Source organism: Enterococcus mundtii, assembly GCF_002813755.1.
Taxonomy (GTDB): domain Bacteria; phylum Bacillota; class Bacilli; order Lactobacillales; family Enterococcaceae; genus Enterococcus_B; species Enterococcus_B mundtii.
The window spans coordinates 1,738,581-1,753,349 of the sequence record NZ_CP018061.1 but is presented as its reverse complement, the minus strand read 5'-3'; the positions used below and the strand labels follow the sequence as shown (position 1 = coordinate 1,753,349).

16 protein-coding genes are annotated in these 14,769 nt (G+C 36.2%); all 16 read left to right on the top strand.

The features are described 5' to 3' along the window. The 16 genes from rimI (at nucleotide 1) to EM4838_RS08115 (ending at nucleotide 14,768) form a co-directional block, all read left to right on the top strand. On the top strand, nucleotides 1-471 hold the full coding sequence (rimI, locus tag EM4838_RS08190; RefSeq protein ID WP_065096444.1) for a ribosomal protein S18-alanine N-acetyltransferase: 471 nt from the start codon (nucleotides 1-3) through the stop codon (nucleotides 469-471). Next, nucleotides 468-1,511: a tRNA (adenosine(37)-N6)-threonylcarbamoyltransferase complex transferase subunit TsaD gene (gene tsaD, locus EM4838_RS08185; RefSeq protein ID WP_071867865.1), complete on the top strand. Its 1,044-nt coding sequence runs from the start codon at nucleotides 468-470 to the stop codon at nucleotides 1,509-1,511. The genes rimI and tsaD overlap by 4 nt, the downstream gene beginning before the upstream one ends. 291 nt (nucleotides 1,512-1,802) lie before the next feature. Then, nucleotides 1,803-2,384 carry a hypothetical protein gene (locus EM4838_RS08180; RefSeq protein ID WP_065096446.1) on the top strand — a complete coding sequence of 194 codons (582 nt, stop codon included), beginning with the start codon at nucleotides 1,803-1,805 and terminating at the stop codon, nucleotides 2,382-2,384. A gap of 31 nt (nucleotides 2,385-2,415) precedes the next feature. Further along, nucleotides 2,416-3,063, top strand: a complete 648-nt coding sequence (locus EM4838_RS08175) for a class D sortase (protein WP_023519871.1) — start codon at nucleotides 2,416-2,418, stop codon at nucleotides 3,061-3,063. Between the two features lie 9 nt (nucleotides 3,064-3,072). Beyond that, nucleotides 3,073-3,927, top strand: a complete 855-nt coding sequence (locus EM4838_RS08170) for a hypothetical protein (protein WP_010735160.1) — start codon at nucleotides 3,073-3,075, stop codon at nucleotides 3,925-3,927. A gap of 20 nt (nucleotides 3,928-3,947) precedes the next feature. Beyond that, nucleotides 3,948-4,724, top strand: a complete 777-nt coding sequence (locus EM4838_RS08165; RefSeq protein WP_010735161.1) for a YveK family protein — start codon at nucleotides 3,948-3,950, stop codon at nucleotides 4,722-4,724. Nucleotides 4,725-4,736: 12 nt separating this feature from the next. Beyond that, on the top strand, nucleotides 4,737-5,414 hold the full coding sequence (locus EM4838_RS08160; protein WP_062805073.1) for a CpsD/CapB family tyrosine-protein kinase: 678 nt from the start codon (nucleotides 4,737-4,739) through the stop codon (nucleotides 5,412-5,414). 17 nt (nucleotides 5,415-5,431) lie between these two features. Continuing rightward, the gene (locus EM4838_RS08155; protein ID WP_071867866.1) at nucleotides 5,432-6,172 is read left to right on the top strand and encodes a tyrosine-protein phosphatase; all 741 of its coding nucleotides are present in this window, start codon (nucleotides 5,432-5,434) and stop codon (nucleotides 6,170-6,172) included. A gap of 21 nt (nucleotides 6,173-6,193) precedes the next feature. Continuing rightward, nucleotides 6,194-8,011 carry a polysaccharide biosynthesis protein gene (locus EM4838_RS08150; protein WP_071867867.1) on the top strand — a complete coding sequence of 606 codons (1,818 nt, stop codon included), beginning with the start codon at nucleotides 6,194-6,196 and terminating at the stop codon, nucleotides 8,009-8,011. A 10-nt stretch (nucleotides 8,012-8,021) separates the two neighbouring features. Next, complete coding sequence (locus EM4838_RS08145; RefSeq protein WP_071867868.1) at nucleotides 8,022-8,651, top strand: acetyltransferase; 630 nt, start codon at nucleotides 8,022-8,024, stop codon at nucleotides 8,649-8,651. Between the two features lies 1 nt (nucleotide 8,652). After that, the gene (locus EM4838_RS08140; RefSeq protein WP_071867869.1) at nucleotides 8,653-9,771 is read left to right on the top strand and encodes a DegT/DnrJ/EryC1/StrS family aminotransferase; all 1,119 of its coding nucleotides are present in this window, start codon (nucleotides 8,653-8,655) and stop codon (nucleotides 9,769-9,771) included. Continuing rightward, nucleotides 9,764-10,390, top strand: a complete 627-nt coding sequence (locus tag EM4838_RS08135) for a sugar transferase (RefSeq protein WP_071867870.1) — start codon at nucleotides 9,764-9,766, stop codon at nucleotides 10,388-10,390. Before EM4838_RS08140 ends, EM4838_RS08135 begins: the two co-directional genes overlap by 8 nt. Then, entirely contained in the window at nucleotides 10,387-11,478 is a 1,092-nt protein-coding gene (locus EM4838_RS08130; RefSeq protein ID WP_071867871.1) for a glycosyltransferase family 4 protein, read from the top strand. The genes EM4838_RS08135 and EM4838_RS08130 overlap by 4 nt, the downstream gene beginning before the upstream one ends. A gap of 25 nt (nucleotides 11,479-11,503) precedes the next feature. After that, on the top strand, nucleotides 11,504-12,769 hold the full coding sequence (locus EM4838_RS08125) for an O-antigen ligase family protein (RefSeq protein WP_071867872.1): 1,266 nt from the start codon (nucleotides 11,504-11,506) through the stop codon (nucleotides 12,767-12,769). A gap of 44 nt (nucleotides 12,770-12,813) precedes the next feature. Then, nucleotides 12,814-13,605 carry a glycosyltransferase family 2 protein gene (locus EM4838_RS08120; protein ID WP_010735170.1) on the top strand — a complete coding sequence of 264 codons (792 nt, stop codon included), beginning with the start codon at nucleotides 12,814-12,816 and terminating at the stop codon, nucleotides 13,603-13,605. Next, on the top strand, nucleotides 13,602-14,768 hold the full coding sequence (locus tag EM4838_RS08115; RefSeq protein ID WP_071867873.1) for a nucleotide sugar dehydrogenase: 1,167 nt from the start codon (nucleotides 13,602-13,604) through the stop codon (nucleotides 14,766-14,768). Before EM4838_RS08120 ends, EM4838_RS08115 begins: the two co-directional genes overlap by 4 nt. The last annotated feature ends 1 nt before the right edge of the window (nucleotide 14,769 follow it).

Sequence of the window (14,769 nt, the reverse complement as noted above, 5' to 3'; positions counted from 1 at the left end):
GTGATTGAAGAAAAAACAGCTTTCAATGATACAAAATTAGCCCAAGCGCTTTGGCAAGTCAGTGACGATGCTTTTTTAAATGGATCACCTTGGACAAAAGAGCAATTTTTGTCTGATATCCAACAACCGCAAACCAATTATTTAGTCCTTCACCAGGCAGATGAAATCATTGGCTTTATTGGATATGCCAAAGTACTTGATGAAGTAGAAGTGACGAATCTTGCAGTTCTGACTGCTGAACAACACAAAGGTGTAGCAAGACAATTATTACAAGAGATGCTGCAACGAGAAAAAGCTAACCAAGCGCATAGTGTTTTTTTAGAAGTACGACAGTCAAATATTGCTGCCCAACACCTTTACGAATCAGAAAAATTCCGCCAAGTAGGTAAACGAAAAGCCTACTATCATGATCCGGTCGAAGATGCGGTCATCATGTGTACAAAGCTAAAAACAGAGGTGATGAAACCATGAATGATAAACAAACAGAATTGATTTTAGCAATCGAGTCAAGCTGTGATGAAACAAGCGTAGCGGTCGTGAAAGATGGACAAGAAATCTTATCGAATATCGTTGCCTCTCAAATCAACAGCCATAAACGCTTTGGCGGGATCGTACCTGAAGTGGCCAGTCGCCATCATGTAGAGCAAATTACTTTATGTCTCGAAGAAGCGTTGGTAGAAGCAGGCGTGACTGCCGAACAACTTACTGCGGTTGCTGTCACAGAAGGACCAGGTCTTGTAGGGGCATTACTCATCGGTATTTCAGCAGCAAAGGCTTTTGCTTGGGCAAATCATCTGCCATTGATCCCAGTGAATCATATGGCAGGACATATTTACTCCGCCCGCTTCGAAAAAGCATATGAATTTCCATTGATGGCGTTGTTGGTCAGTGGAGGGCACACGGAGTTAGTTTATATGGAAGAAGATGGCGCTTATGAGATCATCGGTGAAACAAGAGACGATGCCGCTGGAGAAGCCTACGACAAAGTAGGACGTGTTTTAGGATTGAGCTATCCAAGTGGAAAAGAAATCGATGAATTAGCCCATCAAGGTAAAGATGCCTACCACTTTCCTCGGGCAATGCTTCGTGAAGATAATTATGATTTTAGTTTCAGTGGCTTAAAAAGTGCATTTATCAATTTAGTTCACAACGCGGAGCAACGAGGGGAAGAATTGGATCGAGCAGACCTTGCTGCAAGTTTTCAAGCCAGTGTTGTCGAAGTCTTGGTAACAAAAACGATACGTGCTTGCAAAAGTTATCCGGTGAAACAATTGATCCTTGCAGGTGGCGTTGCTGCCAATCAAGGACTAAGAGAAAGCTTGAAAGCAAGTTTAGCCTCAGAATTACCTGAATTGGAACTGATCGTACCACCATTACGCCTTTGTGGGGACAATGCGGCAATGATCGGTGCCGCTGCATCCGTCGAATGGCGAAAAGGGCATCTTGCTGATTATCGACTGAATGCAGAACCAGGTTTAGTGTTAGGTGAACCAATAGAAAATGTCAGGTAATTTACCTGACATTCATCTTAGAAATTTGAATACAATAAAGATTATATGGATATAATCTAGGTTATTATAAGTGTAGTTATGGAATTAGAGGCTTTTCCTTATCCATACACTTAGCACTGACAAGGCTGATAGGTTAAAAAACTTAAGTTAACTCAGGTTATATAAATTGTGTCAGTTAATTCTATGTGATAGTATAAGAATTGTAGAAAATAAAAAGGATAATGTTATTTTCTATAATGTTTTACCGAAGGCTGAAAGCCTTCACAATTCAATGCAAAGGAGGTCGAATGGATGAAAAAGTTTGTCGGATATTTAGTTGTATTTTTCACTGCATTATTGTTCACTGTCCCTGTAGATGCCGCTGGCGCGATTTCTGCGAATGAGCAACAGATCCTAGACTTGTTGAAAGCACCAGTAAGTATTCAAGGAAAAGAATTCACTGTCCCTGATACTTACATTACACAAGCCGAAAACCATTTGAAACAAAATGATTTAACGGATGCACAAGTAGAAACTGCCGTTACAGGTATTCAAAATGTGCGTAATCTGTTAGGTTCAGTAACAATAGATATGACAGGAGTCAACACGCTTGATGATTTGATCCGTGCTTTACCACGGGATGTCATCATGCAAATCCAACAAGAGGTAACGAGAGTTGCTGACGCGTTGGGATTAGTTGTACTAAGTTGGAATGGAAGTAACATCCAAATCGGTGTGAAAAACGCTGATGGAACAACATCACCAGCTTTTAGTACTAGTTCTCCAATTAAACAAACAGGTGGTAACTATACCGCTAGTGCAATGGCAATTGCTTCATTACTATTAGTCGCAGCAGGTGCGGTTGTAGTAGGAAGAAAGACAAAGATTGCGTAAAAAGCGCAAGCTGCTTAAGAGACTAGGGGCAATGCTTTTTGTCCCTGTCTTTTTTTTGGCAGCTGGTTATTCTCTAATGTACGTCATAGGAAGACCTGTCATTCATTTTGCCACTTCTTCTTTAAATTTGTTTTTACTTTCAGATGTCCCAACATTCGAAACGCAAGAACAAAGCTTTGAAGCTGTAAAAGAAGAAGATGTCGCTAAAGATGAGAACAATGAACTGGCATCTAGCAGTATCGCTTACCCTAGAGGTGGCGAACGTTATGGTGACATCATGGTGGATTCTTTAGATCTGAATGTGCCTTTGTATTTTGGAGATACCGATGAGATATTAAGAAAAGGTGCCGGACAATATATGGGTTCTGTCTACATAGGTGAGACTGGAACTTCACTAGTTGGTGGGCACAATGTTGATGGGTTTGGTAAGCTAAGCGGTATTCAAACAAATGATATCGTGACAGCTAAGACGACCTATGCGAATTACCGCTATCAAGTAAAAGAAATGGTGATTCGTCATAAAGATGATCCGGAAATCAATGAATTGATCAGTCAAAAAGATAAACCAATACTGCTTCTTTATACATGCTATCCTGTTGATAGTTTAGGCATGACGGATGAACGACTTTTTGTTATCTGTGAGTTAGTTGAAGGTCCGTTGATCAATCCTAATAAATAGGAGGAAATCATGAGTACGCAAAAATTCATGCAAAAAGGGTCTCGTTGGCTACTTACTTTTATTTGTTCTTTGAGTTTGTTTGCCGGCATGACGTTAGTTGTATTGAGACTAACGTTGTTCAACCAACAGTTTATGGAAAAAGCCATGGAAGAAGCCAATTATTCAGAAACGATCACCTCTGAGATCAATCAAAGAATCAGCGATCTAGGTCGAGGAAGCAATATTCCTGCAGATGTATTGGCAGACACTGTTCCTCAAGCTTATGTACAATCGAATGTTGAACACTATATTCGCACCATTTATACAGACATTCCTTTTTTGATTGAACGGACAGAGGATGTAGACAAAATCATCCAGAAAAAAGTCGAAGACTATGCGAAAGAAAACAATTATGAAATCAATGCAGAAACACAACAATCAATTGATAATCTAAAAAAATCTGCCATCGAAACCTATAGTGAATATATTGAGATCCCTTATCTTTTGACCTATGGGAAGCAAGTGATGGGGTATAAAAGAACGCTGACCTTATTGATCTTCTTTACAATGACAGTTTCTGCATTATTAGTGATTGCGATCATTGCAATCGACACACGTTTTTTCCATCGTGCGTTACGCTATTTAAGTTATGCAGTGGGGGGCGCTGGTTTAATGCTTTTAGCGTTACCTCTTTTTGTGTACCTTTCCAAAATGGTCGAGCGTATCGGCATCAATTCAAAGTCGCTCTATCATTTTTTAACTACGTATCTAAGCAACTTTATTGTAACATTTATCCAATGGGGAATCGTGCTCATAATTTGTAGTTTCATCATCTGGATGTTGAGCGAATTATTAAGAAGACGAAAAGTTAAGAAAAGATATTAACGATAGAAAGTGGAGAAAACATGGAAGAAACGATTAGTCTAGGAGAATTATTTGAGATTTTAAGAAAGCGTTGGTTGCTGATTCTTGCGACCACGCTTGCCGGATTTGCATTAGCTGCTGGAGTCACGTTCTTTTTGATCACACCTAAATACAGTTCATCAGCTGAGATGATCGTTCAGTCAAAAGCAGAAAATACGAATACGAATCTACAAGATGTCAACGCTAACGTATTGTTGATCAATACTTATAAAGATATGATTTTAGGCGATGTTGTCATCAATGATGTTCAAAGAGAACTTGAACAAAATTATGGACAAAGTCTTACAAAGGGTGAGTTGAAATCGGTGATCAGTGTCAATCAATCACAAAACTCACAAATGTTCCAAATCGTTGCAACTGTCGATAATCCAGATCATGCGACGGATATCGCCAACGTTACAGCACAAGTATTCCAATCAAAAGCAACGGACGTATTGAATGTCAATAAAGTGACGATCACTTCTGCAGCACAAAGCAATCCTACACCTGTTTCACCAAATAACATGTTGAACGTAGTTATCGGTGGGTTGCTTGGCTTGATGATTGGAGTCGGATTAGCCTTTCTTCTAGAGTTGTTAGATAAAACAGTCAAAGATGAGCGTTTTGTCACAGAAGAATTAGGATTGCCGATTCTTGGAGACGTCAATGAAATGACGAAGAAAGAACTTGAAAACGGCCGTATGTTTCAACCAGCAGAAGTCGAAACGATTGAAACAACAGAACAAAGAGAAAGCCGTCGTTCACGAAAACGTGTATAAGGAGAAGTATTTATGAAGAAAAACACTATTTTACCTGTTTCACTCCTCAGCATTACCGATAAAAATGCCATGGTTTCCGAACAATATCGGACGATTCGTTCAAATATCCAATTTGCTTCTGTCGATCGTGAATTGAAGACGATGGTCGTGACTTCATCTGGTCCAGGTGAAGGAAAATCAACAACAGCTGCTAACTTAGCTGTCGTATTCGCAAATAGTGGCAAACGAGTTTTGCTGGTGGATGCTGATTTGAGAAAACCAAGTGTAGCATTGACTTTTCAATTGCCAAATGTCAATGGATTAAGTAATTTTTTAGGCGATCGTGAAGGAAGACCGGAATCATATTATCATACCAGTTCCGTCGAAAATCTTTGGGTCATGACAAGTGGACCAAAACCACCGAATCCATCAGAACTACTTGATTCGAAACGAATGGAAGAAGTGATCGAACAACTAAAAGCAGTATTTGATTTGATCATTTTTGATTTACCTCCCATTGCAACAGTCACTGATGCTCAAATCTTAGCCGCAAAAACAGATGGGACACTTTTAGTCGTCCGAGAACGCAAAACAATGAAACAAGAATTAATCAAAGCGAAAGAACTGCTATCCATTGCACAAGCAACGATTTTAGGTGTTGTTTACAATGGTGCGAAGAAGAATGCAGATTTTAATTATTATTACTATTGATGAGGAAGTGAGCAAAAATGATTGATTTACATTGTCATATTTTACCTGGTATAGATGACGGACCAAAAACGGTTAAAGAATCGATCGCCATGGCAGAAGAAGCTGTTCGACAAGGAATCACCCACATTTTATGCACCCCTCATCACAATCAACGTTTCACCAATGAAAAAGCAGATGTATTACTAGCTGTCGAAGACTTGCAAAAAGAACTCGATCGACAGTCCATCCCCCTAACTTTATTTGAAGGACAAGAAGTTCGAATAAAAAGAAATCTAATAGATGAAATTAAAAGTGACAAGATTCTTTTTGCAGATGTTACCGATCGCTATTTGCTAGCTGAGCTACCAACAAACAGCATTCCCGAATACACAGAAAGTTTGTTTTATGAATTACGTCAGATGGGGATCGTACCAATCATTGTCCATCCTGAGCGGAACCGTGGTTTTCAAGAAAGTCCTAATCTATTATTACCCTACTTGAATATGGGCTGTTTGGCGCAGTTGACTGCACCAAGTATTGCAGGAGTTTATGGCAAACAGATCAAGAAGTTAAGTGAAGAACTGGTTCAACATCGGCTTGTCCAGATGATCGCCTCAGATGCCCATAGTCGAAAAGATCGGGATTTTTATATGGAGAAAGCCTATAGTATCGTAGAGAAAAAATTTGGACCAAGAGTTATCGAAGAAATGGATCAAGTAACAAGAGACATCATCAATGGGGAGCAAGTGCATGCAAAAGATTTTCGACCTATTGTATAAAAGTTTTAGGGGGCGCAGGGGTTGTTTGAACTTACTAGAAGAAGAAAAGTAATCATTTTAGTTTTGGTTGATAGTTTGTTATTAGGCATCTCTATATTATCAAGCTATTATTTTATGACACCATTTGTTGGTATCGATCAAGATTATTTAGCCGTGAATTTAGGCGTATCACTAATTTTTTATATTGGATATGGCATGCTGTTCAAAACATTCACGCGAATCAATCGATATACGAATTTAAATGAGATGGCAGCTATTTTTTCAGCCATTACTTGTACCGTTATTTCATCATTTATCATTCAATATTTGTTTATGCAAAAAATCAGCCTTAGATTACAATTATTAACTTACATCTTATCTATGTTTCTCATCATCAGCAGTCGTTTATTCTGGCGTATATATATCGAACATAAAGCACAGCGTCAAGAATCGCCACTAAACAAACACAGAACACTAATTATCGGAGCTGGCGAAGGCGGACGTATCCTATGCAATAGTATTCTTAGTTCAAAAGCAATCAACGATTTGGAAGTGATTGGCTTTGTGGATGATGATCCGAACAAATATAAAACATATTTGTCTGGGATAAAAGTCGTAGGGAATACCAAAGACTTACCAAGATTGATCGATGAATTGTCGATTGACATGGTAACGATCGCGATACCTTCCTTGCCACGAAAAAGAATTCGTGAAATTTTCCATCTTATCGAATCAAAAGAAGTCAAGATGAATACCATGCCCTCGATTGAAGAAATCGCATCAGGGAAAATCAATGTTTCTCGCTTGAAAGAAATCGACGTAGTCGACTTGTTAGGACGAGAAGAAGTCAAATTAGATTTAGACAAACTAAAATCACACATCTCAGAAAAAGTCATACTTGTTACCGGAGCTGGAGGCTCTATTGGTTCAGAAATTTGTCGTCAAGTACTTGCTTTTTCGCCAAAAAAATTACTCTTATTAGGACATGGTGAAAACTCGATTTATTTGATTCATCGCGAACTATCAGGAGATCCCTCTTATAATAAAACAGAAATCATTCCAATTATTGCTGATATCCAAGACCGTGAAAAGATCTTCCATATCATGAAAGAACATCAGCCAGATATCGTCTATCATGCAGCAGCACATAAACATGTACCGTTGATGGAATATAACCCAAGAGAAGCAGTAAAAAACAATATCAAAGGAACAAAAAACGTAGCTGAGGCTGCCAAAGAAGCGAATGTCAAAAACTTTGTAATGGTTTCCACAGATAAAGCAAATAACCCACCAAATGTAATGGGAGCCACCAAACGAATCGCAGAAATGATCGTGACAGGCTTGAATGGAGAAAACTGTACCAAGTTTTCGGCCGTAAGATTTGGTAATGTATTAGGCTCCCGCGGAAGCGTGATCCCTGTTTTTCGAGAACAGATCGCAAAAGGCGGACCAATCACGATCACCGACTTTCGGATGACCCGTTACTTTATGACGATCCCAGAAGCAAGCCGTTTAGTCATCCAATCGAGTGCATTAGCCAAAGGTGGCGAAATCTTTGTCTTAGATATGAGTGAACCAGTTAAAATCTTAGATCTTGCACGAAATATGATCCGCTTGAGTGGATACACTGAAGAAGAAATCGAAATCGTCGAAACAGGCATTCGACCTGGCGAAAAATTGTATGAAGAACTGTTATTGGACAAAGAACGAAATGATGAACAGGTGTATGAAAAGATTTTTGTCGGGAATATCAAAGGTTACCCGATCCAAGAAGTCATGGAATTTGTAACAGGTTTATCCGACGATGACAAACAGCTAGCAAAAGAAGTCGTAGCATTTGCGAGGGCTTCGAGTAAGTAGGGGGAGTGTCATGAAAGCAATAATTGTTGGTGCTGGAGGATTCGGTAAAGAACTCGCCTTTTTATTAAGTAGACAGTCCGAATATGAGTTAATTGGCTTTGTTGATGATGTCAAGACGGTAGATGAAAAAATTGTTGGAATACCAGTGCTAGGAAAAATAGAATTATTAACAAAAATGGAACTAAAGATTGCTGTATTTATAGGAATTGCTAATCCGCATATTAAGGAAAAAATTTTTTTGGAATTGAAAGGTAATAATAATCTGACATTTCCAAATTTGATTGATGCTACTGCTTTAGTAGGATTGAATGTACAACTAGGTATAGGGAACATTTTGATGCCTTACACAACTTATACAGCCGATATAACAATAGGTAATTTCAATATGTTCAATATCTATTCAACAATTGGGCATGATTCAAAGATAGGAAACTATAATTCAATCTATCCAAATGTAAATCTGTCTGGTTATGCACTATTAGGCAATCGAAATGAAATCGGAGTCGGAACTAAAGTGATACCAGAAGTCTCGATTGGCCAAGGAAATATTATAGGCGCAGGAAGTGTAGTTGTTAAGGATATTCATAACAATACAAAAAGTGTGGGTGTGCCTGCAAAAATAATAGAAAGTTGGGATTAAGATGGAAAATGAACGAATACTCCTAGCATCACCACATATGAGTGATGAAGGATACGAACAAGAATACGTCAAGGAGGCATTTGACACCAACTGGGTTGCTCCGCTTGGTGCAAATGTCAATAACTTTGAAAAAGAATTGGCTGAGTATGTAGGGATTGACCATGCGGCTGCATTGACTTCAGGTACAGCAGCCATCCATTTAGCATTAAAAGCAGCTGGGGTTGGAGAAGATGATATTGTGATTTGTCAATCATTAACATTTTCAGCTACTGTAAACCCTATCGTCTATCAAGGTGCAAAACCAGTGTTTGTAGATAGTGATAATGAAACTTGGAATATGGACCCTGAACAACTTAGAATCGCTTTAGAGAAATATCCTGAAGCAAAAGCAGTAGTTGTCGTTCATTTATACGGTTTATCTGCAGATTTAGATGAAATCATCAAGATATGTAAAGAATATCAAGTGACCTTGATCGAAGATGCGGCAGAGTCACTAGGTACAACATATAAAGGTCAATATACTGGCACATTTGGGGAATATGGTATCTATTCTTTTAATGGGAATAAAATAATCACCACCTCTGGTGGAGGAATGGCTGTTTCAAATAATCCAGAAAGAATTGAAAAAATTCGATTTTGGTCAACACAATCCCGGGAACAAGCACGTCATTATCAACATAATGAAATAGGCTATAACTATCGTATGAGCAATATTGTAGCAGGGATCGGCAGAGGACAGCTAAAAGTATTGTCAGACCGAATCAACAAGAAACGATATATTTATGATTACTATAAACGTGAACTATCTGACATTCCTTCCATTTCCTTCATGCCTGAAAATGAATGGAATCAACCTAATTATTGGCTAAGTGTGATTTTGCTTTCAGATGTGGATACGAATATGCTTATGGATGAATTGGATAAAGCAAATATCGAAGCACGTCCTGTCTGGAAACCAATGCATCTACAACCAATTTTTGCAGAATATGATTATGTTGGAAATAATGTTGCTGAAACATTATTTAATACTGGTGTGTGTTTGCCATCAGATACGAAGATGACAGATGAAGATTTGTCTCGAGTCGTGAAAACAATTAAGCGAGTGTTACAACATGAATAATAAAAGCGTATATCAGAAATGGGGAAAAAGAGCATTAGATATATGTTTCTCAGCTCTTGCTCTTGTTGTCTTATCGCCTGTTCTTTTAATCGTAGCTCTTTTAGTAAAAATTAAATTGGGCTCTCCAATCATATTTAAGCAAGATCGACCTGGAAAAGATGAAGTCATTTTTTCCATGTATAAATTTCGTACAATGACGGATGCAAAAGATGCAAATGGAAATTACTTACCTGATAATGTTCGGTTAACGAAATTTGGACAATTACTACGAGCAACCAGTTTAGACGAATTACCTGAACTTTGGAATATCTTAAAAGGGGATATGTCCTTTGTGGGTCCAAGACCTTTATTAGTTGAATATTTGCCTTTATATAATGAGAATCAAAGAAAACGTCATAGCGTCCGCCCAGGATTGACTGGATTAGCGCAAGTCAAGGGTAGGAATGCGATTAGTTGGGGAGAGAAGTTTGAGTATGATTGCTACTATGTAGAAAACTGTACATTTATGCATGATATTATAATCTTTTTTTTAACAATCAATAAAGTTATTAGACACGAAGGTATTAGCTCAAGTTCTAGCGTAACGATAGAGAAGTTTGAAGGGAATGATACAAACTGAAAATTTTATATGTAACGACAATATCTAATACTTTAAATGCATTTCTTATTCCACATATTGAAATGTTAATTAATGAAGGGCATGAAGTAAGCGTTGGTTGCTCAATTGAGCAACCTCTAAAGCCATTTTTTCAAGATTATGATATTGAAGTTTATCAAATCCCGTTTAGTAGAAGTCCATTCTCAAAATATAATTTATCTGCATACCAAAGTCTTAAGAGTATTGTTAATGAAGAAGATTTTGACATCGTTCACACCCATACACCTATAGCATCTATGATTACTCGATTAGCATGCAAAAAATTGAAAACTAAAGTATTTTATACTGCTCATGGTTTTCATTTTTATAAAGGTGCAAGTGCAATAAACTGGCTTTTTTACTATCCGATTGAAAAATATTTGTCTAGATATACAGATACGCTGATTACTATAAATCAAGAGGATTTTCAACGTGCATCAGATCATTTTTTTGCTAAGAACGTCTATTTAGTAAATGGTGTAGGGTTACCTCTTGAAGCATGTAATAAACCTATTGATCGAGTGAAAAAAAGAGAAGAATTGGGGATTGATGTAGAAGCGAAAGTTATTCTATCTGTGGGAGAACTTAATGATAATAAAAATCATAAAGTTGTAATTGAGGCATTGAGAGAATTTAAAAATAAAAATTTCAAATACTTGATTTGTGGAGTTGGTCCTCTAGAAAATGAGTTAATTCGTCAAATAAATGAATTTGGACTATCACATAAAATAGAACTGCTTGGCTATAGAAATGATATCATTGAGATATTGAAGATTAGTGATTTATTTATTTTCCCTTCAAAAAGAGAAGGGCTTCCAGTCTCAGTTATGGAAGCCATGGCTAATGGAGTTCCTGTAATGGCATCTAATATAAGGGGAAATATGGATTTGATCACTCAAGGAGAAAATGGAATACTGTTCACCGATAATATAGATTTAATAGGCTCGCTAAGTGATTTCTTCTCAGAAAATCTTCCGATAAAGAAATATGCTCAAATTGCAAGCGAATCAATAAGGAAATATGGTGAAGAGATAGTTATAAAGCAAATAAGTGATATATACAGTGAGTAACCAACATCCTTTTAGGAGGAAGAGAATGGAATTTACAGATATTTCAACATCATTGGAAGAAAAAAAAAACGAAAAATTAGTTATTGATAGATTTATTTTTTTGATAGGATTCACAATAAATATCACACAGATTTTTCTAGGTATAAATGTTTCTGTCAGTGATGTTTTCATGATTTTTTTGATCATATTATTATTTTTGACAAAGTCAATCTATTTAACAAAAAAAACAACTATATACTTTATTATACTCTTGAGTTTGAGATTCTTTTCGACTATGCAAATATCAAATTGGTTGAATATTTCAATATCATTTATACCTATATTTATTACTTTTCAAAAGTTTATAATCAGCTTGCTCTATTTTATTCTTTTTATTTCTGTTTTGACCATAAATCCAAAAACAAAGGAACTTTTTTTTAAAGGATTAAAATATGGAAGCCTGATTTTAGGTACTTTATCATTAATAATTTATTTTATTGGCCCATCTGCTCTACGGTCTATTGTATTGTTTGGTGAGATACGTATGAGAGGGTTTATGAATGATCCTAATTATTTCGCTTATATGCAAATATGCGGGTTTTGTATTTGGTATCTCAAAGGATTCAAACGAAAACTAACAAATTTTTTGGCAATGATTATATATCCTACGACAATTTTGCTATCGGCTTCAAAGACTGGTCTAATTGTTTTTATTTGTATGTTAAGTGTACTGAGTTTAAAAAAATTTTTTACAAAAAGTAAGTCACCTGCTAAGTTAGCAACTTTGTTCTTAGTAATAAGTGGAAGTTTGACTATGTTTTATGTATTCTTCGATTCAATCATGACAGATTTACTGGCATTTACACAATCAGTTCCTCAACTGGAACGAATATACATTGTATTTGAAAATTTTAGTGGTGCAATTACCGAGGGTGGTTCAGGGAGAGTAGACGCATGGGAAACAGCTTATAGACTTATTAATGATACTCACTTTATGGGGATAGGTTTTATGGATTACTCAAGTGTAGCCAAAGTAATAAGTGGTAGTCCAACTATAGCGCATAATACCTTTTTACAATTAGCAGTGGAGTGGGGAATTGGTCCGTTAGTTGTTGGTTTAATATTCTTAGTAAAACAAAGTATTATTGAACTTTTTAATAAAAACTGGATAGTTGTTGCATTAGTTCTTGGAACAATATTTTTTTCCTTCAGTATATCTCTGCAAAACTCGAGAATACTATGGATTCTATTAGCAATGTTATTTTCAAATAAATCAGTTTCTGATTATTTCAAAAATTCAAGAGTTAAATAAAATGTTTCATTTTATGTTATTAGCTAATTTAGGAGAGAAAATAAATGATAAGTGTTATTGTACCCACATTTAATGCGGAGAAATCAATTAAAAGAGCTATAGACTCTATTTTAAAACAAACTTACCAAAATTTTGAAATCATTATTTGTGATGACTGCTCAACAGACGGTACATGGGAAATATTAAAGGAACTGGAAGAAACAGATTCAAGAATTCAAATTTATCAAAATGAAAAAAATTCTAAAAGTGCCTATACGCGTAATAAAGCAATAAAAAAATCTTCTGGAAAGTATATCATGCAACTAGATGATGATGACTATTGTCACGAGGAAAGAATGGAAAAGCAAGTTCTATTTTTAGATAATCATCCTGAATATGATTTTGTTGGAAGTAATGCTTATCTTTGGGATCAAGATGGTATATATGGTGAGTTGATAATTAAAGATAAACCTGAAATTAATGACTTGCTAAAAACTAGTCCATTTATTAATCCATCAGTAATGTTTCGAAAGGAAGCATTAGAGAGTGTTCAAGGCTATAGGGTTTCTAAAGAAACTGTGAGAGGTCAGGACTATGACTTATACTTGCGATTGTATGTAAATGGATTTAGGGGATTCAATATACAAGAAAAGCTTGTTTATTATTATCAAGATAAGAATTACTATAACAAGATTTCTTGGGAAAATAGAATTGGTGAATTCAAATTTAGATATAGAAATTTTAAGAAACTCAAGCTATCACCAACACAATATATTTATATTATCAAACCTTTAATTGCATTAATCGTACCAAGAAGAATCTTATCATTGAAACAATCAAGGAGGAATAGAGCTTGAATATCTCAGTATTCGGTTTAGGTTATGTTGGCCTAGCAAATGCACTACTTCTAAGCCAAAGCGAAGAAGTCAAAGCATATGATATTGTAACAGAAAAAATAGACCAGTTGAATCAAGGAATTTCTCCTATAGAGGATAAAGAAATTAGTGAATTTTTAAAAAAGGATAATCTAAAAATTAATTTTATCAAAGACTTTGAAGAAGCTGTGATTTTCGGTGATTACTTAATTATTGCAACCCCAACAGATTACGATGAAAAGAAGAATTATTTTAACACTTCATCAGTTGAAAAAGTAATCGAACAAGCTTTAGCAATCCGATCAGATGCTACTTTTATAATCAAATCAACTGTTCCTGTAGGGTACACGGAAGAATTAAAGAAAAAGTATGGAACGGAGAGGATAATATTCTCACCAGAATTTCTGCGTGAGGGTAAAGCCCTGTACGATAACCTTCACCCATCAAGAATCGTGATTGGCGAAAACTCAGGTAGGGGACAAGAAATTGCTAATCTTTTTAAGAAGAATGCTCATGATAATGAGGTCCCAATACTATTGACGAATTCAACAGAAGCGGAAGCAATCAAATTGTTTTCAAATACCTACTTAGCTTTAAGAGTTGCTTATTTCAATGAACTTGATACTTATGCTGAATCGAATGGTTTAGACAGTAAGCAAATTATCGAAGGTGTCGGACTAGATCCTAGAATTGGTTCGCATTATAATAACCCATCGTTTGGCTATGGAGGGTATTGTTTACCAAAGGATACTAAGCAACTGCGTGCAAATTATAGTGGTGTCCCAAGCAATTTGATTGGTGCAATCGTTGATGCAAATGCGACGAGAAAAGATTTTATCACTGAACAAATTTTAGCTAGAAGTCCCAAAGTTGTAGGGATTTATCGCTTGACTATGAAAGCTGCTTCAGATAATTTTCGTTATTCTTCAATTCAAGGAGTAATGAAAAGACTGAAGGCGAGAGGTATTTCTGTTATTGTATATGAACCTACTGTAGATGAGAAGGAATTTTCAGGTTTTCCGGTGATACCTGAACTAGCAGATTTTAAAAATCTAAGTGATGTAATCATCTCCAATCGATTTGATGAAGAATTGGATGACGTTGAAGAAAAAGTTTATACTAGAGATATTTTTAGAAGGGATTGAT